We start from the raw sequence: 17,645 nt of genomic DNA on the forward strand, positions 1-17,645 counted from the left end.
TTTCTTTACGTCCGCTATTTACTGCGCGATGGTCTTCACCGAAATGCCGCGCTCGATGGGTGTGGATGTACGCCCATACACGTCTTCGAATCGCTCGATGTCATCCTCGCCCAGGTAGCTGCCAGACTGAACCTCGATGATCTCCAGTGGGATCTTGCCCGGGTTGCGCAGGCGGTGGACCGAGGCGATCGGGATGTAGGTCGATTGGTTCTCGGTAAGCAGGAACACATTCTCGTCACACGTCACTTCGGCGGTGCCGGACACCACGATCCAGTGCTCGGCGCGGTGGTGGTGCATCTGCAGCGACAGGCTGGCGCCCGGCTTGACGGTGATGTGCTTGACCTGGAATCGCCCGCCCATGTCCACCGAGTCGTACGAGCCCCACGGACGATACACTTCCAGGTGGTTCTGGGTTTCGCTGCGGCCTTGCTCGTCGAGCGTCTTGACCATCTGCTTGACGCCCTGGACCTTGTCCTTGTGGGCGATCATCATCGCGTCCTTGGTCTCGACCACCACGATGTTCTCCAGGCCAATCACCGACACCAGCTTGCCGTTGCCATGGATCATGCAGTTGCGGCTGTCCTGCACCACCACATCACCCTTGGTGACGTTGCCGTCGGCGTCCTTTTCGTGCACGTCCCACAGCGACGACCAGCAGCCCACATCGCTCCAACCGGCGGACATCGGCACCACGCAGGCGCGCTGGGTCTTTTCCATCACGGCGTAGTCGATGGAGTTGTCCGGGCAGCAGGCGAAGGTGGCTTCGTCGATGCTCAACACGTCGCCGTCTTCAGCGCTGCGCTCCAGGGCCAGTACGCAGGTGTCGTAGATGTCGGCGTCATGTTTCTTCAGTTCTTCGAGGAAGCGGCTGGCGCGGAACAGGAACATCCCGCTGTTCCAGAAGTAACCACCGGCCTGAACGAATTCGGCGGCGCGTTTTTCATCGGGCTTTTCGACGAACTGCGCAACCCGCGCCACGCCCTCAGGCAGCAGGGCATCCTGGCTGGAGCGGATGTAGCCGTAGCCGGTTTCAGGCTTGGTGGCCGGCACGCCGAACAGCACCATCTCGCCACGTTCAGCAGCCACGGTGGCCAGGGCCAGGGCGCGTTGCAGTGCCTTCTGGTCCTCGATCACATGGTCGGCCGGCAGCACCAGCATCAGCTCGTCGCGGCCTTCGTTGACCAGCTTCATGGCCGCCATGGCTACCGCTGGGGCGGTGTTGCGACCGAACGGCTCCATCAGGATGCCTTGGGTCTGCAGCTTCAGCGCGGCGAGTTGTTCCTGAACGATGAACTTGTGGTCCTTGTTGCAGACCACGATAGGCGCGTCCATGCCTTCGAACACCAGGCGCTCCAGGGTTTGCTGGAACAGGGTGTGTTCACCGGTCAGGGCCAGGAACTGCTTGGGGAACTGCTTGCGCGACAGAGGCCACAGACGGGAACCGCTACCACCAGAAAGAATTACCGGGATCATCATGTTTCTCCAATAGTCGTTTAGAGGCAGGGGGATCAGTTGCTAGCCACGGGGCGAGTTACCCACACCGGCGACAAGCTGTTGCCGGAACCCGTTACGTACAGCACTGCGGCTTCGCCGCGCTCCAGAGCGACCGGCTTGAGGTCGCTGACTTTCTTGTCGCCTTCGAACAAGGCCAGGTTGACCTTGACCGGATTGATTTCACGTTCGCCACGGCCCTTGGCGGTTACCGAATCCACCACGGCAGTCTTGCCATCGGCGGTTTTCAGGGTCAGGGTCTGGTCGCTGAGGTTCTGGACCCGGACAAGTGCTTTCTGCTTGTTCTTGAACGGCGGTTCTTCGATCAACTGCGGGTTGCCGCCGGCGTTGTTGACCAGGGTGTAGTACTTGTCGGCGGCCAGTTTGACCGGGACGCTCTTGCCGCCGACCTGGGCGGTGTAGTCACCCCCCGGCAGGAAGCTGAAGTCGCTGCTGGCCTGGGCGCCGACCTGCTTGATCTGGGTGTTGCCGACAGTGGCGGCGGTGGGTGCGCTGGAGGCGTTGTACAGGCGCACGAAGGTCGAACCCTTCGGTGCGGTTGGGCCGTACAGCGCAGCGTCGGCGCCGGCGAAGGCTTGCATCGAAGCCAGGGAAAGGCCTGCCGCGAGGGTGAGGGCTTTGGCAATGGAAGTCTTGGTAGTCATGTGCGTGTTCCTCTCTATCAGTGGTTCGTCCGGGAGGACGACAAGGCCAGGTTTTCTTCGGATTTACGTGCGCTCTTGAGCTGTGCGATCCAGTTCGGGTCGAAGCTGCTGAGGTCGTTCTTCATTGGCAGATATCGTTCTGGGAATTCCCACACCACCACTTGTGGCGCGGCATTTTTGAAGGCATCGCTTTGCAGGTACTTGAGCATCGGCAACACCGGGCCATGGCCGTCTTCGGCGTAGTTGGCCACGTCGCTGCGCAGGGCTTGCTGCAGGGCACCGAGGAAGTTCCAATGCGGGTTTGCGCTGTAGCTGGTCCCCACCAGGGCCACTGGAATTCGGGTGTCGGCGAACAGTGCGTCGTCGGCCTCGCCCTCGGTTTGCGCAGGGCGCGTGGTGCGCTGCTGCAGGTTGTCGGGGGTCGGCAGCAGGTTGCTGAAGAGTGGGTCCAGCGGCAGGAAGTTGGTCAGGTCGCCCTTGTACGGTGCGCTGTTGCCAGCCTCGGTGATGAACGTCTGCGGCTCGCCATTGAGCAGGTTCTGACGGCCAACGGCTTCGGCCAGGGCCTGTGCGACGACTTCGGCGCCCATGGGCGTCCAATGGGTGTCGGTACGCAGGAACACCTGGCCACGGGCCTTGGCCTGTTCCAGGGCCGCCTGCAGGTCGGGAGCGAACACGTTGGCCTGGCGGGCCTGGGCATGGAAGCGGTTGTACAGGTCATCGTGCAGGCTGGCCGGTTGTTCCTTGCCCAGGTACTCCGAGTAGATCCGCGCCTTGGCTGGGACGATTGCCAGCACCAGTTGCACGTTGTGGCGCTTGAGGGTTTCGCTCACGCCACGGATGAGGGCGAGGTTTTCCTGCATCAACTGTTCGGCGCCGGCAGTCGGCTTGAACTCTTCGTCACTGAACAGCCACTGGTCGCGCCCCAGGACCACGCCCGGGCGGCCTTCGTTGAACAACTTGAAGTCCAGCGCCGCCCAGACGTTGGTGCCCAGGCGCTTGATCGGGAACTGCTCGTCGTAATGGGTCTCGGCAGCCTTGGCCAGCTTGCCGTCGAGCATGGTCATCTGCTCGGTGCGCTGGAAGCTTTGCAGGCCACCGGTGGACCACACGCCCATGCCCACCAGCAGACCGAGGAACGACAGGGAGTAAGTGATGCGTAATGTCCGGGTCATGGTCATCAGCCTCAGAACTGGAAGTAGAGGAACGGCGAGTAGCTCTGCGCCGAGAGCTTGAGGATCGAAGCCACGAACAGCAGCAGGATCAGGGCGCGGGACATTACCCGGGTCCAGTCCAGGCCGATCGAGCCATCGGCATTGACCTGCACCGGGCTTGCCACGGGGCTCGGCTTGGCATTGCGGTAGAAGTCGCGCAGGCCGAAGAACGCCAGGGTGATGTAGGCGATGACCAGCGTGGCCACCTGCAGGCCAGTGAGCTGGGCGCGATTGAGTTCGGACAGCTGCCACTGGCCGAAGCTGAACATGGCGCCATACATGCGGCCGGCCACTTCCAGGTTCTCGGCGCGGAAGATCACCCAGCCGACCACTACCAGCAGGAAGGTGAAGGCCCATTTGACCGGGTTGAAGCGTTGCGGATTGGTGTCGATGCCCAATGCACGCTCGATGGCCAGCCACATGCCGTGCCAGGCGCCCCAGATGATGTAGGTGAAGTTGGCGCCGTGCCACAGCCCGCCCAGCAGCATGGTCAGGAACAGGTTGCGGTAGGTATTGAAGGTGCCTTTGCGGTTACCGCCCAGGGTGATGTACAGGTAGTCCCGCAGCCAGGTCGATAGGCTGATGTGCCAGCGGCGCCAGAACTCGGTGATCGACTGGCTGATGTAGGGCTGCTTGAAGTTCTCCATGAAGCGGAAGCCCATCATCAGACCCAGGCCGATGGCCATGTCGCTGTAGCCGGAGAAGTCGAAGTACAGCTGCGCGGTATAGGCCAGGGCGCCGAGCCAGGCGTCGCCAGTGGTGGGGTTCTGCAGGGCGAAGCAGTGATCGGCGACCACCGCCAGGGTGTCGGCGATGAACACTTTCTTGATGAAGCCCTGCATGAAGCGGGTGCAGCCTTCGGAGAACTTGTCCAGTGTGTGGGTGCGGTTATTGAACTGGTCGACCAGATCCTTGAAGCGCAGCACGGGGCCTGCGATCAGGTGCGGGAAGATGGCCACGAACGCCGCGAAATCGATCAGGTTGCGGGTGGCCGGGGTGTCGCCGCGATACACGTCGATGATGTAGCTGATCGACTCGAAGATATAGAACGAGATACCGATCGGCAGCAGCACGTGGGTGAGGATGAACGGCTCCAGGCCAAACGAGGTGATGATCGCGTTCAGGCTGTCGACGCCGAAATTGGCGTACTTGAAGTAGCCCAGGATCGCCAGGTCCACGCCTACGCCAAGCAGCAGCCAACGTTGGGCCGGCTTGGTGCGCACGCCCGCGGCACCGACTTTCAGGCCGATCCAGTAGTTCCACAGGGTGACCCCGGCGAACAGGGCGAGGAAGTCCACCCGCCACCAGGCGTAGAAGATGTAGCTGGCAACCAGCAGCAGCAGGTTGCGATAGCGTTGCCCGCTCAAGTAGTACAAGCCGAGGAAGACCGGCAAGAACAGGAACAGGAACACGTTGGACGAGAAGACCATCCCGGTTCTCCTTTTTGTTCACAGCATCCAGGGCAAAGCGCCCCCCAAACCCCCCACTCGAAAAGTGGGAGATACCTAGTCCCTTGCAGGAGCGGATTCATCCGCGATTGCGATGGTCATGGCAGCGGTTGTGAGCCTGCCGACGCCAGCGCGGATGAATCCGCTCCTGCAGGGCCTTTGCGTTACTTCTTGCGCGCTGCGCTCGGGTCGTAGACCCGGGTCAGGTTGCCACCCAGCCGGAAGCTGTCGAATGGCTGCATGTCGCGCTTGCGCTCAAGGGTGTCGGCGTTGCACGAATACAGCTGGCACCAGGGCTCCAGCCAGGCGTACTTGTTGTCGATCTTGAGGTCGTCCATGTCCTGCTTCTCGCCATTGCGGGTCTTGAACGCACTCGGATCCCTGGCCCCGGCCAGCACTTTCTGCCCCAGGCGCTGCAGGGCGTTGTTGTTCTCGCCACGCAGGTCCACGCCATTGGCCTGGGCGAAGCTGGCAATCATCGCCAGGGGGGGCAGGGCATAGTTGTGGTAGGCCAGGGCGCGCTGCTTGCGCTTGAGCTCGTTTGGCAGGAAGCCCTGGGCATCGACCTGGTTGGCGCCGACCTTGTATTCCTTCACCGCCCAGTCGAACAGGTCACGGCGGTCGGTGGCCACGGCGGTAGCCATGACCGACCAGGCCGCCCAATAGCTGTGGTTGTTGATCTTCTGCAGGGGCAAGTTGCTCCAGTCGCGTACGGTCTGCTCGGCCAGGCGGGCGAACCACTTCTCGATCAATTCGGCCTGGGCCTGGTGCGCCGCCAGTGGTTGCGAGTTAGAGAACTTAAGGCGCAGCCAAGACCCGCTCATGCTGCCCAGTGCCCATTTGCGCATGGACTTGCCGGTGTGGTTGTAGTTGGTCGACATCAGGGCATCGGCCCGTGCCCAGGTGCTCAGCCAGTTCAGCGTGCAGTCGAGCTGCGCGGGCCGACCGTCTCGCATGTACTGGTTGACCATCTTGGCCACGCCACGCTCCAGGGTGGTGATTTCCTTGGTGGAGTCGCGGAAGGCCTGTTCCGAGTCCAGGTTCAAGGTTGCCCGGGCACTGTCCGAGCCCTCGTACTTGCTGCGAAACTGCAACGCGCCGGTATAGGGTCTGGGCGGTGCCGCGCAACGGAAATTGCCGTCGCTGGTCTTGAGTTTCTCGATGCCTTCGTAATAGCCCTGGGGCGGTACCAGCGCGGCATGCGCGGCGCCGCCGAACAGCGCCAAGGCAAGAAGTGCGGGTGCGGTGGTTCTGCTGAGCTTGGTCATGTTCGCCTCACTGGCCAGCTTGCGCGGTGTGCATAGGGCTGGCGAAGTTGTTGCGTTTGCAAAGCTTGGCTTCGACTTTGCGGGTGCCGTCCTCAGGCCCCTGGACCTCGACGGCCAACAGGTTCTGGCTGGCCCAGTCTTCGTCTTCGCGCATCTGGAAAACGAAGCGACCGTCGGTTTCGGAGGTGTCCGGCTTCTCGATCTTGATGTCTTCGTGGCGGCCATTGAGGTACCACAGGGTGGCCTGCAGGGTCTTGACCGAGGTGTCCTCGAACTTGAAGTCCATCTGCAGGTTGCGGTTGATCAGGTCTTTGATCACGCCGCCCTTGCCGTTGACCATCAGCTCGTTCTTGCCGGGCTTGAGTTCGGCGCTGGCGCTCATCAGCGCAGGACGCGCGTCGCAGCCATCGTCGAGCAAGGCGAGGATCTGGCGCCAGATGGTTTCCTGGTCGAGGCGATACAGCGGAGAGAACTCCCAGATCAGGATCTTCGGCGGGTGCTTCTGGAACTCTTCGCTGCCCAGGTACTGGATCATCGAGCCTTCCAAACCGCCGCCTGGGAAGGCGACGTTGAGCACATCGGCGCCGATGTACTGTTGCAGGAACCCGGAGAAGTTGTAGTTCTTGCCGCTGTGGCTGGTGCCGACCAGGGTGATCTGGGCATTACCGCTGTCACCGAACAGGTCGTCGCCGCCGCTCGAACCCTTCGGTTCGGTGGCGAACTGGTCCATGTACTGCACGGCGTAGCTGGTGCCACAAAGCTGGCCGGCAACGTTATGCAGCGTACCGGTCTTACCCATGCGGCCCGACTTGTGGGTTTCGAATTCCTTGCGTGGAATGCCTTCGAACGCCGGCATCTTGTGCACGGTCTCGGCCACGATCTTCGCTGCGCGCTCGGCGCCGTAGGGCGTCCAGTGCTGGTCGCCGCGGAAGTAGAAGTCCTTGCCCTGGTCGGCTGCGGCCAACTGCTCGTTGGTTAGCGGCGAGAGGTCGGGTACGTTGTAGCCCATCTTGGCAAAGCGCTGCAGCATGGCCTGGTAGTTGCTCAGGGCCTTCTGATAGTTGAAGGCGGCTTTTTCTTCAGGCTTGAGCATGTTGCGGTTCACCAGGCCGCGGGTCGGCTGGTACACCACGACCAACTCCACGCCGCGCTTCTTGAAGGCGTCGTGCACTTGCTGAAGGCGTTTGTAGCCAGACGGTGTGGTGTCGAACTCGGTACGCAGGTCTTCGCGGGTCCGGAACAGCCAGTCGCCCTGGGCTTGCACCAGGGTGGTGAAGTTCTGCTGGTAACGCGTGGTGTAGCGGCTGGGGTCATGCGCCTCGGGGCACAGTTGGCAGCACGGCTCGGCGGTGAAGGTCGGTGCCTTCACGTCGTCGGCGCGCACGCCCTGGCTGATGGCCAGGAGGGCAGCGGACAGACCGAGCAGTTTCATCAGGTGTGGGGTCATGGTCGGGCTTCCTTAGTCGATCATTTCGGTCTGGCGTTCGACCGGGTCGATCAGCACAGCCTTCTGCTGGCGCACCAGCAGGTCGAGGATTTCGTCCTGGCGCTCGCCGAGGATGCCGTTGAGGCTGATGCCGTTGGCCTTGCGCGGGGCGAGCATCGAGACCTTGTACAACTCCACCGAAAGGGGCGAGTCGATCGACAGCGGCCCCGAGCCGTTGGCCGCCAGCTCACCGCCGACCACGATCAGCGAGACCTTGGTGTCGAACGGGTCGAGGGCGATGTCACGGTCGGTATCCGACAGATCCTTGATGTGCCCGTAGACGCCCACCAGGCCGTTGGCCATGGCGACGTTTTCGTACAGACGAATGTTCACGCTGTTGCGCACGCGGATGCCGTGGCGACGGTTGTTGATCAGCTTGTTGCCCCAGATCAGGTTGTCGCCGCTTTCGTACAGGGTGATGCCGTCGGTGTGGTTGCGGTAGATCTCGTTGTAGGCGATCAGGTTGTTGACGCTGTTACGGTCGATCACCACACCCGAGAGCTTGTTGTCGTAGCTCTTGTTGTTGATGATCCAGCTGTCGTTGACCTCACGCGAGACGATGATCCCGTGCTTTTTCTTGGTGCCGTAGACAGTGTTGCCGGCGATGATCAGGCGGTGCGAACGGTCGTGCGGGTCGATGCCGTAGACGATGTTGTCGCGGTAGACGCTGTCCTTGACCACGAAGTCCTGGGTTTCGTAGCAGTAGAAGCCGTACCACATGTCGCTGAACTCCGAACCGATGATCCAGCCGGTCGGTTCAGGGCGGCCCATGCGCTTGGCCATGTTCGGGGTGTACTGCGAGATGCTCACACCGTAGGACTTGGACTTGGCATAGCCGAAGCTGGCCATCTTGGTGTTGACGATGTAGGTCTCGGTGCCGCCCCAGGACAGCAGGAACGGGCGGAATTCGCTGGGCGAGCGGAAACTGGCCGGGCCGTTGTCCTTTTCGCGCCAGCCGGTCACCTGGGTGTCGGTGACGAACAGCTTGCCGTCGTTGACCAGGAACGAACCGCCTTCCTGGGACAGGCGCAACTGCTTGACCTTGCCGTCGATCTCGAGGATGCCCTTCTGCCCGACCACGATCGGCAAGCGTGCCAGGTACACACCAGACTCGACCTCGCTCAGGTACTGCTTGGGTACTTTCTTGCTCAGTTCGACCAGGTTGACATGGCCGTTGTCGACGAAGATCGCCTGGGGAATGCCATGCTGGCGCTGCACCCACTCGGCGGCTTTGTTGTCACCGCCGATGAACTCCTTGAGCGATTCTTCCTGCAGCATGCGGCGTACGCTGACGGTGCCCTTGTGGCTGCGGTCGATCTTCTTCTGCACGGCCTCTGCGGTGTAGCCGGACAGGTCGGGCAGCTTGGGTGGGTCCATGTGCAGCGGCTCGACCGGTGCACTGGACACGGTGTAGGTCTTGGCCTGCTGCAGTTCCTTGGCCTTGTTGGCGGGGTTGTCCGCGAACGCAAGGCCCGAGGCCAGCAGCAAAGCGCTGGCCAGGAGGCTGTGGCGAAGGTTCGGGTGAAGGGTCATGTGGTTCCTCTCCCGGCTCAATAGCGCCAGATCACGTCGACGAAGGCGCGGTGCATGTACGAGTCCGCTTCCTGGCCATAGGCGTCGCCCGGCTTGAACACACCGGCACGCAGACGTACCAGGGCCGAAGGTTCGTCGATGGCCTGGCTCATCGACGCCGGCAGCAGGCCTTGCTTGAAGTACTTGGTGACGACCACGTCCATCTCCTGGCCCAGGTCTTTCTCGCCATTGACCAGTGGGCGGTTCACGCCGTTGTCGTTGACCACGGCGTTGATGCCGCTGGAGCCGATGTTCTGTTGGTCATCGACACGCCAGAACTTGTGGTAGATGAAGCTTGCGTCGTAGTCGTCGCGCAGTTGCCAGGAGGCGAACAGGGTGGCCGCCTGCAGGTTGCCCAGCTCGCCACGGAACGCCTCGCCGAAGCGGTGGACGCGCGAACGGGTGCCGGTGAAGTTGGACCGGTTGCTTTCAAGGCCGGTCTGCTCGAAGTTGTTCGAGCCGTCGCTGCCGCCACCGCCGCTGCCACGGGCATAGGCCGCGCCGACTTGCCAGTTGGGGTCCAGGCGCAGGCGGATGCCGAGGTCGGTGCCCCAGGCGTTGACGTCACCGCTCTGCTTGCCGGTTGCCACCTGCTCGTTGCCCACCTGTTGGCTGCTCAGGGTGTCGCGGTCGCCCGTCAGCCAGGTGACGCTGCCCCAGTAGTTGACGGTGTGGTCGTTGCGCCAGTTGTAGGCATCGCTGTTGGCTTCCAGGCCCAGCCAGGTGAGGTCGCCAGTGCGGGTCTTGTCCAGTGCGTCGACGGTTTCGCCTGGGTTTTTCAGGCTGCCGCTGTCGTGGCTGTGGTGAGCGCGCAGGCCGACCCAGTGGCCAGGGGTCCACTGTGTGGCGACATTGCCGTAGACATGGGTGCGGTCCTTGTCTTCCGGCGCCAGTTCGGTGAGGTCGGTGCGGTATTCGCTGAAGCGCTGGGCCACGCCCAGGTCAGCCTTGAGCAGGGTGGTGTCGAAGGTCCAGTTCAGGGCTTCGATATTGGTGTCGCGCCACATGCCATCATCGCTGCGCAGGCGTTGGCGACCCAGGCGAAGCTGCTCGCCGGGGTAGGCGGTGAGGCCGCTGTAGCCGACCCAGAACTCGCGCAGGGCCAGGTAGCTCTTGTCTGGCGTGCGGCTGTCCTCGCCAGTGTCGGTGGTGGTGCCGTCGTCGTTCTGGCGCAGGGTGTCGGTTTCGATGGTGTCGGTAGCGGTCACGGCCTGGCCCATGGCGTAGGCACTCCAGTTACCGCGTTCGCCGTACACCCATGGGCGCAGGTCCAGGCCCAGGCCATTGACGTCGCCGCCGGAGCGGGTGCCCAGGTCACGGTCGTCCTCGGACTGACCGGTGATTTTCACGTCCAGACCAAAGTTCTTCTCGGCGGTCATGTCCGCCAGGGTCGGGCACGACCACAGCAGGGCGAAGCTCAGGCCGATGCCGGCCTTCACGAAGGGATTGAGCGTCATAGCATGTCCTCACCGTCTACTTCTTTTTCATCGTCTTGCAGCGCTTCGATGGCCAGTGTGCTGGTGGCACCCCGGCCCATGCTGCCGCGTGCCTGCTTCTCCTGGGCCAGCAGTTGCTGGGCCTGGCTGCGTTGTTCAGGCGTGAGTTGCTGATCGAGCTGTGCAAGCAGTTCAGCCGACTGCGGCGTCGGGTTGGCCTGGGACAGCTGGGCGAACACCCAGGCATTGGCCGGGTTGCTGCGGATACCATGGCCCTCGCTGAACAGCTGGGCCAGGGCGTAGTCGGCGCTGTTCTGGCCACCACGGGCGGCATTGAGCAAGTGGTCGACCGCTTTCTGCGGCTCGACATCGCCCAGGTATCCACGGCGGTACAGTTGGCCCAGGTAGTAGTCGGCACTGACTTCGCCGGCGTTGGCCGCCGCTTGCAGGTGTTGTTCGGCCTTCACGGCATCGGCCGGTACGCTCTTGCCTTCGTAGTAGAGACGGCCAAGCAGCAGTTCAGCACGGGGCTGTTGCGCTTCGCGACCTTTGTCGATGTAAGCCATCAACTGGTCGGTGTCGCCCAGCTCGGGGAAGTCGTACACCAGTTGCGCGAGGCTGACCCAGGATGCCGGATTAGATGGCGCGATCTGTTCGAGCAGGTCCTTGGCGGTTTTCTCATCGGTCTGGCCGAGGTTGCGGTCGGCCAGGACGCGGGCGACGCTGTCGACGCGGCTGGCCGGCACCGAGCCGCGGGCGTAGGCCGACTTGAGCTGTTGCAGCAGGGCAGCCTGCTGGTCGGTCTGGCCCCGCTTCTGGTAGACGGTCGCCAATTCGGCATAGCAGACGTCCAGGGTGTTCAGGGCTTCCTTGCAGAGCGCCTCGACCTTGTCCAGATTCTGGTCATAGGTGCCTTGGGTGCGGTACAGCAGCACCTGGGCCAGGCCGGCTTCCGGATAGCCAGCCGCGCGCCACTGGTCGATCTGCTGCTGGGCGTTGACCTTGGGGAAGCTCTGCGGGTACAGCAGGTAAAGCATCGCCAGTGGGATCAGGGTCTTGTTTTCGCCCTGCGCCGAAGCCTGCTTGAGCAGCCGTTCAGCTTCCTCGCGCTCGGCCTGGGTGCTGTCGGGTTTGGCCACCAACAAGCGGCCAAGGCGCGCCTGGGCACGCGGCGAGGTTGCTGCCGCGGCGCGGTAGGTCGCTTCGGCTTCCTTGAACTGCGCAGGGTCGCCACTGGTGACCTTGATGTCGGCCAGGCCCACCTGCGCGTCGCTGTAGCCCAGGTCGGCCAGCGCTTTGTAGTTGCGCTCGGCCAGGGCAGTGTCGCCACGCTTGAGCGCTTCGTTGGCCAGGCGCTGGTCGGGCAGACCGGCGCAACCGGCCAGGCTGACGGCCAGCGCCAGTGCACACCATGCAGATGGGCGAGCGCTGCGCACTCCAGTGGACGACGCAGGCCCTGTGGCTGTGGCCTTGAGTCGCGATGGAGGGCAGAGCCCTCGCAACGGCGTCATGCAATTCATCAGCTCGATCCTCTTAAAGCCCACGGGCAACGGCTTTGTCGATCAACCAGTCCAGCGATGGACCACGGTCGCTGGTGACCGAGGCCGGGCGGCCGGCCAATTCGGCCGGCAAGGCGCCGTCAGGCTTGATTTGAACGCGGATATCGGAGGCCAGGTCTTCGCTGTTGAGGCTGGTGCTGCTGACGATATGGCCGGTGCGCACGTCGTCTTCGCCGGCGATCTGGAAGTTGACACGGGTGCCTGGTTGGACCTTGTCGAACTGGCGGTAGCTGAAGCGCGCCTCGATCAGCGGGTTGCTGGTACGCGGGATCAGCTGGAAGATCGGCTGGCCCTTGGCGGCGTACTGGCCGTCGTCCACCAGCTGGCGGGCGACCACGCAATCGCAGGGACTGGTGAGAGTCCCGGAGAGTTGCTTGCCGAACAATTCCTCGACCTTGGCCGGCTCCAGCTGCGAGTCGTCCAGATGGCCCTTGAGCATGTCCAGCATGCTGGTGCTGAAGCTGGCCAGCGGGGCGCCTTTGGCGATCAGGCCACCGCTTTCGACCAGGCTGCTCACCGTACCGTCGCGGGGCATGGTGACGTTGGTGGTCGGCACTGCCACCACGCCGGCTTCGGCATGGCTCACGAAATACATGCCATACAGCGACTTGGCCACGAAGCCGAAGGCGGCAATGCCCACCACGAACACGCCCAGGGTCACGGTCACCGCTTTCAGGCGGCCGAAGGCCGACAGGCCGGTACCTGAATCCTTCTGCTTGCGGGCCTTGGTGAAGTTGTCGCGCTGCAGGGTGCTCAGTACATCGCCGATGCTGATCAGCTCACCGGACAGGTGGCTGGTGATGATGTGGCGCAAGGTGGCGATGTCGCGTGGTTCCAGGTTCTGGAACTGCGCACCGGTACGGCCGGTGTCGGCGAGGTAGGAGCGCACCTGGAATTCGATGTCCATCGACAGGCCAAGGTTGTCGACCACGAACTGCAAGCGCCCACGCAGCACATCGCCAACCTTCAGTGGCTGCTTGGTGTGGAAGCTCAGGCCACCGGCGGAAAGGTCGTCGACCTTCACATCATGGGGCTGGCGCTGGGCATCCAGGAAGCGCAGCTTGGCGGGGATGCGCACCCGGGCGTGTTGGCGCTGGGCTTCGGACTCATGCACGACGTTGACATTCACGGCGGTATTCATGGTGGTTTGTTCCTTTAGTTCCGATCCGGGTTGGGCTCACACGACCATGAACAGCACAGCAACGAAGATGCTGGCAGCCGAGAAGGTCATGGTCCGCGAGGACCAGGTGTTGAACCATTGTTGAAAACTGGCGAGGTCGCGCTTCAGGGCAGTGGGCTGACGGGTCCAGGACTGCTTGTCGAGGCGGAAGAACACGTAGATCTTCATCAGCGCGCCGACGATCTGGTTGTAATAGAGAATTAGCGGGTAGGCCGGACCCACGTTGTGGCCGGAGCACAGCAGCATCACCGTCAGGATCAGGCGGGTGATGCCGATCCACAGCAGGTAAACCAGCAGGAAAGCCATGCCGAACTTGAGGCTGGCGATCACCGCCACGGTAAGGCCCAGCAGGCTGGTCCACATCGACACGCGTTGGTCGAACAGCACGATGCTGGTGAACAGCCCCAGGCGACGAACACCCAGTCCCAGGGCGCGGGAATTTTGCCGCAGGTTGTTGCCGTACCAGCGGTACATCAGCTTGCGACTGGCCTTCAGGAAGCTCTTCTCGGGCGGATGTTCGACCGTGTTGATGGCGGCATCGGGCACGTAGAAGGTGTCGTAACCCAGGCGCATCAGGCTGAACCAGCTGGACTTGTCGTCACCGGTGAGGAACTTGAACCGGCCCAGGCGCCAGTGCATCAGCGAGTCGCTTTCGACGTCGGCGATGAACTCGGGGTTGGTCACCACGCTGGCGCGGAACATCGACATGCGCCCGGTCATGGTCAGCACGCGCTTGCTCAGTGCCATCGAGCACATGTTGATGTGACGCTGAGCGAAGCGCAGCTTGTGCCACTCGCTCATGATGTAGCCGCCGCGCACTTCGCAGAATTCGTTGGTGGTCAGGCCGCCAACGTTGGGGTAGAGCTTGAACCAGGGCACGGTCTTGTTCACCACGCCATCGGCCAGCACGGTATCGCCGTCGATGACCGCGACCACGGCGTTCTCGTCCGGCAGCATGCGCGAGATGGCGCGAAAGCCATAGGCCAGGCCGTCGCGCTTGCCGGTGCCGGCGATGCGCACGATGTCGAGTTTCACATGTGCTGGCGGGTTGTACTTGGCCCACAGGCTTTTCACCAGCAGCTCGTCGGACATCTCCACCAGTGAGCACACCACGGTCGTCGGGTAGCCGCAGTTGATCGCTTCACGGATCACCGAGCTGTACACCTGGGCCGTGGTCAGTGCGTCGATGCGGAAGCTGGTCACCATCAGGTAGACATGCGACGGGTCAGCCGCCTTGCCCAGTTTCTGCACCTTGCGGCGCAGGTAGGGGTAGACCAGGTACAGGAAGATCATGCCGCGGATGAAATGGGTGGCGCCCATGGAGTAGCGCCAGATGCCGACTGCGCCGACCAGGAAGATGAAGTGCTTCGACTGCGAGTCGAAGATATCGCTGGGCAGGGCCAGGGCGATCAGCATGAGCAGGCTCATGTAGAGCAGCCACCCGGCGCACTGCAACAGCACTGTCTGGAGCCTTTGCATGTTCAGCATCCGTCGCGAAATCAGAAAAAGGGAGGGCAGCGGCGGTGGGGAGGCCACCGCTGCCCGGCCAAGGGCTTACCAGCAGATACCTTCGGTACGGCTGGCAGCGCAGGTGCCTTTGCTCATGAAACCGACCAGGTCGATCACTTGCTTGCCGGCCGGCGCTTGCTCGGCAAGGGCGCGGAACTGCTCGTCACGGTTGCCCAGGACGATGATGTCGGCGTTGTCGATGACCTTTTGGAAGTTGGCGTTGAGCAGCGACGAGACATGCGGAATCTTCGACTCGATGTACTCTTTGTTCGCCCCGTGAACGCGGGCGTACTCGACGTTCTCGTCGTAGATATCCAGTTGATAGCCCTTGCCGATCAGGCGCTCGGCCAGTTCCACCAGCGGGCTTTCACGCAGGTCGTCGGTGCCGGCCTTGAAGCTCAGGCCAAGCAGGGCGACCTTGCGCTTTTCATGGGCTTCGATCAGCTCGAAGGCGTTCTGGACCTGCGATTCGTTGCTGCGCATCAGCGAGTCGAGCAGGGGAGCGCGTACATCGAGGCTCGCGGCACGATAGGTGAGGGCGCGTACGTCCTTGGGCAGGCAGGAACCACCGAAGGCGAAGCCTGGGCGCATGTAGTACTGCGAAAGGTTCAGCACTTTGTCCTGGCAGACCACGTCCATCACATCGCGGCCATCGACACCCACCGCCTTGGCGATGTTGCCGATTTCATTGGCGAAGGTGACCTTGGTGGCGTGCCAGACGTTGCAGGTGTACTTGATCATCTCGGCCACTTCGATCGGCTTGCGGATGATCGGAGCGTCGAGCTCTTCGTACAGGCTTTGCAGGATGTCGCCGCTGGCGCTGTCCAGTTCGCCAATGACGGTCATCGGTGGGTGGTCGTAATCCTTGATCGCGGTGCTTTCGCGCAGGAACTCAGGGTTGACCGCGACGCCGAAGTCGACCCCGGCCTTCTTGCCCGAGCAGTCCTCGAGAATTGGGATGACCACGTTCTTGACGGTACCAGGCAGCACGGTGCTGCGTACCACGATGGTGTGACGACGGGTGGTGTCGCGCAGCACATAGCCGATTTCGCGGCACACCGACTCGATGTACTCAAGGCCCAGGTCGCCGTTTTTCTTGCTCGGGGTGCCGACGCAGATCATCGATACATCGCTGGCACGGATGGCCTCGGCGAAGTCGGTGGTGCCACGCAGGCGGCCGTTGGCGATGCCTTGCTGCAGCAGTGCTTCCAGGCCTGGTTCGACGATGGGCGACTTACCCTGATTGATCAGGTCGATCTTGGTGCTGGAAACGTCCACACCAATCACGTCATGGCCACGTGCCGTCAGGCAACCTGCACAGACTGCACCCACATAACCCAAACCAAAGATGCTGATACGCATCGCTATCACCTCATGTGTTTATCACGCCAGCTCCTCCGGGAAGAGCCGGACTGGGTTGATTAACAACAGTTTTCGGGCGCACGGATCCATGGCGAAAGCACACTTCGCCGAGCGCAGGCATGAATGAATCCAGAGCGCACGAAGTTGTGCACTCAAAGTTGGCAGTCAAAAGCCAATAATTAAAAGGCGTGCCCTGAAATGCAGCCGTCTTTATTGCAAGGCGCTACTTGGCGCGATGCTGTGCTTGTTCTTTCAAGTGAAAAAATCCTTTGAAATCAACCACTAGGACGATTTGTTAGGGGCGCGTCTCTCCTGTAAAGACAGGGTTCTCGGGCTTTCCGTAGCCACTGTCGAAGTTTCCATGGCGGGTATGGATACCTGCCGTTGTCATCTGTAAGTCATCTCTCACACCCACGGCGCAAGATATTCGTTACGGCACTATGAGCGATGGGTCGTAGCAGAAGTTCCGAGGTGGGTTCCGCTCGGATGAAAGATTTCTAAATATTTTTTCAGTGGCTAATACTTTCATTCTGATAGCACGTCCCGGTTTCGTACCTATATACAAAGGGCGAAGTCGGGGTGGGATGTTCTTGTGCCAGCATCCAAAAAATTTTTTCAAAAATCGTCAAAAAACTACGGGCGGTCTTATGGCGTTTGGCGATAAGGGAGTTGTTGCTGGATTTTTGGCGCTGGAAAAATGGCGCTTTGCCGAATGAAGCCTGCGCTGCCGTGGTGCAGGGTCACATTCAGACATATTCAAAGCCCATAAAAAGTCTAAGGCTTTCTCGATGGCTGCCGTTAAGCCCTATGGACGCCCTTCGGGAGCTGTCCACGTACGAAGGAACGTCTTGGACATGCTTGGGACCACCTAAGGGCGCCTCATCCATCAACACACGGAAGAGTCGAGAGAGCGCCAACGTATGAAGAAGACATCGCTGTCACTGTTTGCCACGGCTTCGCTGATTTTTGCCGGAGGGGTGCAGGCGGGGCCGCCTGTAGAGGTAACGTTCAAGAATCTGGGAACACAGCCAGCTGTGTTGAAGCTAGTGACATCCAACGAGAGCAGTACTTACCAGATAGCCAATCCCAAACCTGACCAGACCGTTGAGCCTGGATCGGCGACCTACATGCGCGTTCAGCGCATTATCAGCCCGGACGTGAATGCCGCAATGGTGCGTTACACCATTGGTAGCAAAGCCTGTGCCTTCGGCACAACGTACCAACTGCGAACACTCCCAGGTGGAATCCAGAAGCCCGAATGGACAAAGGCTGCAACGCCGAGTGGTGGGGCCACTTGCCAGGCAACCATTATCAGGACGGCTGCTGATTATTCGTGGGTCGTTGAGTTCACCATGAAATAGCACACGGTAATAGCCTGGCCATGAAGGCACCTCATTGGCGAAGTGATGAGGTGCCGCTATTTCAAGATGCAATGGATATGTTGAGGTGCAATTA

General features: G+C 61.7%; 13 protein-coding genes. 1 reads left to right on the plus strand and 12 read right to left on the minus strand.

Annotation, left to right across the window (positions count from 1 at the left end; all coding sequences use genetic code 11):
• Positions 1 to 18: 18 nt before the first annotated feature.
• The 12 genes from IF103_RS04170 to IF103_RS04225 all read right to left on the minus strand — a co-directional run bounded on the left by IF103_RS04170 (position 19) and on the right by IF103_RS04225 (position 16,190).
• The gene (locus IF103_RS04170; protein ID WP_023378761.1) at positions 19 to 1,473 is read right to left on the minus strand and encodes a mannose-1-phosphate guanylyltransferase/mannose-6-phosphate isomerase; all 1,455 of its coding nucleotides are present in this window, start codon (positions 1,471 to 1,473) and stop codon (positions 19 to 21) included.
• A gap of 35 nt (positions 1,474 to 1,508) precedes the next feature.
• The gene (locus tag IF103_RS04175) at positions 1,509 to 2,156 is read right to left on the minus strand and encodes an alginate O-acetyltransferase AlgF (RefSeq protein WP_023378762.1); all 648 of its coding nucleotides are present in this window, start codon (positions 2,154 to 2,156) and stop codon (positions 1,509 to 1,511) included.
• 17 nt (positions 2,157 to 2,173) lie between these two features.
• Positions 2,174 to 3,331 carry an alginate O-acetyltransferase gene (locus IF103_RS04180; RefSeq protein WP_023378763.1) on the minus strand — a complete coding sequence of 386 codons (1,158 nt, stop codon included), beginning with the start codon at positions 3,329 to 3,331 and terminating at the stop codon, positions 2,174 to 2,176.
• 11 nt (positions 3,332 to 3,342) lie between these two features.
• Entirely contained in the window at positions 3,343 to 4,800 is a 1,458-nt protein-coding gene (locus tag IF103_RS04185) for an MBOAT family O-acyltransferase (protein ID WP_023378764.1), read from the minus strand.
• A gap of 182 nt (positions 4,801 to 4,982) precedes the next feature.
• Complete coding sequence (locus IF103_RS04190; protein WP_023378765.1) at positions 4,983 to 6,086, minus strand: mannuronate-specific alginate lyase; 1,104 nt, start codon at positions 6,084 to 6,086, stop codon at positions 4,983 to 4,985.
• 7 nt (positions 6,087 to 6,093) lie between these two features.
• Positions 6,094 to 7,533, minus strand: coding sequence for an alginate O-acetyltransferase (locus IF103_RS04195; RefSeq protein ID WP_023378766.1), 1,440 nt, complete (start codon positions 7,531 to 7,533; stop codon positions 6,094 to 6,096).
• A gap of 12 nt (positions 7,534 to 7,545) precedes the next feature.
• Positions 7,546 to 9,105 (minus strand): mannuronan 5-epimerase AlgG, encoded by a 1,560-nt coding sequence (gene algG / locus IF103_RS04200; protein ID WP_202675889.1) that lies wholly within the window; start codon positions 9,103 to 9,105, stop codon positions 7,546 to 7,548.
• A gap of 17 nt (positions 9,106 to 9,122) precedes the next feature.
• A complete protein-coding gene (locus IF103_RS04205) occupies positions 9,123 to 10,601 on the minus strand; it encodes an alginate export family protein (protein WP_023378768.1) in 1,479 nt (492 codons plus the stop codon).
• Positions 10,598 to 12,100 carry an alginate biosynthesis TPR repeat lipoprotein AlgK gene (gene algK / locus IF103_RS04210; RefSeq protein ID WP_202675890.1) on the minus strand — a complete coding sequence of 501 codons (1,503 nt, stop codon included), beginning with the start codon at positions 12,098 to 12,100 and terminating at the stop codon, positions 10,598 to 10,600. The genes IF103_RS04205 and algK overlap by 4 nt, the downstream gene beginning before the upstream one ends.
• Before the next feature lie 13 nt (positions 12,101 to 12,113).
• Positions 12,114 to 13,280: an alginate biosynthesis protein Alg44 gene (locus IF103_RS04215; RefSeq protein ID WP_027908067.1), complete on the minus strand. Its 1,167-nt coding sequence runs from the start codon at positions 13,278 to 13,280 to the stop codon at positions 12,114 to 12,116.
• Between the two features lie 36 nt (positions 13,281 to 13,316).
• Positions 13,317 to 14,798 (minus strand): mannuronan synthase, encoded by a 1,482-nt coding sequence (gene alg8, locus IF103_RS04220; protein WP_023378773.1) that lies wholly within the window; start codon positions 14,796 to 14,798, stop codon positions 13,317 to 13,319.
• 75 nt (positions 14,799 to 14,873) lie between these two features.
• Entirely contained in the window at positions 14,874 to 16,190 is a 1,317-nt protein-coding gene (locus IF103_RS04225; protein ID WP_023378775.1) for a nucleotide sugar dehydrogenase, read from the minus strand.
• 920 nt (positions 16,191 to 17,110) lie between these two features.
• On the opposite strand from IF103_RS04225, the gene IF103_RS04230 reads away from it, so the two are divergent.
• Complete coding sequence (locus IF103_RS04230) at positions 17,111 to 17,551, plus strand: hypothetical protein (RefSeq protein ID WP_027908069.1); 441 nt, start codon at positions 17,111 to 17,113, stop codon at positions 17,549 to 17,551.
• The last annotated feature ends 94 nt before the right edge of the window (positions 17,552 to 17,645 follow it).

It is taken from the genome of Pseudomonas sp. SK2 (assembly GCF_016772395.1).
Classification (GTDB): Bacteria; Pseudomonadota; Gammaproteobacteria; order Pseudomonadales; family Pseudomonadaceae; genus Aquipseudomonas; species Aquipseudomonas taiwanensis.

Bases quoted from the DNA above. Each gene is read 5' to 3' on its own strand.
- IF103_RS04170 (WP_023378761.1), bottom strand. From the start codon at position 1,473: ATGATCCCGGTAATTCTTTCTGGTGGTAGCGGTTCCCGTCTGTGGCCT.
- IF103_RS04175 (WP_023378762.1), bottom strand. From the start codon at position 2,156: ATGACTACCAAGACTTCCATTGCCAAAGCCCTCACCCTCGCGGCAGGC.
- IF103_RS04180 (WP_023378763.1), bottom strand. From the start codon at position 3,331: ATGACCCGGACATTACGCATCACTTACTCCCTGTCGTTCCTCGGTCTG.
- IF103_RS04185 (WP_023378764.1), bottom strand. From the start codon at position 4,800: ATGGTCTTCTCGTCCAACGTGTTCCTGTTCCTGTTCTTGCCGGTCTTC.
- IF103_RS04190 (WP_023378765.1), bottom strand. From the start codon at position 6,086: ATGACCAAGCTCAGCAGAACCACCGCACCCGCACTTCTTGCCTTGGCG.
- IF103_RS04195 (WP_023378766.1), bottom strand. From the start codon at position 7,533: ATGACCCCACACCTGATGAAACTGCTCGGTCTGTCCGCTGCCCTCCTG.
- algG (WP_202675889.1), bottom strand. From the start codon at position 9,105: ATGACCCTTCACCCGAACCTTCGCCACAGCCTCCTGGCCAGCGCTTTG.
- IF103_RS04205 (WP_023378768.1), bottom strand. From the start codon at position 10,601: ATGACGCTCAATCCCTTCGTGAAGGCCGGCATCGGCCTGAGCTTCGCC.
- algK (WP_202675890.1), bottom strand. From the start codon at position 12,100: ATGAATTGCATGACGCCGTTGCGAGGGCTCTGCCCTCCATCGCGACTC.
- IF103_RS04215 (WP_027908067.1), bottom strand. From the start codon at position 13,280: ATGAATACCGCCGTGAATGTCAACGTCGTGCATGAGTCCGAAGCCCAG.
- alg8 (WP_023378773.1), bottom strand. From the start codon at position 14,798: ATGCAAAGGCTCCAGACAGTGCTGTTGCAGTGCGCCGGGTGGCTGCTC.
- IF103_RS04225 (WP_023378775.1), bottom strand. From the start codon at position 16,190: ATGCGTATCAGCATCTTTGGTTTGGGTTATGTGGGTGCAGTCTGTGCA.
- IF103_RS04230 (WP_027908069.1), top strand. From the start codon at position 17,111: ATGAAGAAGACATCGCTGTCACTGTTTGCCACGGCTTCGCTGATTTTT.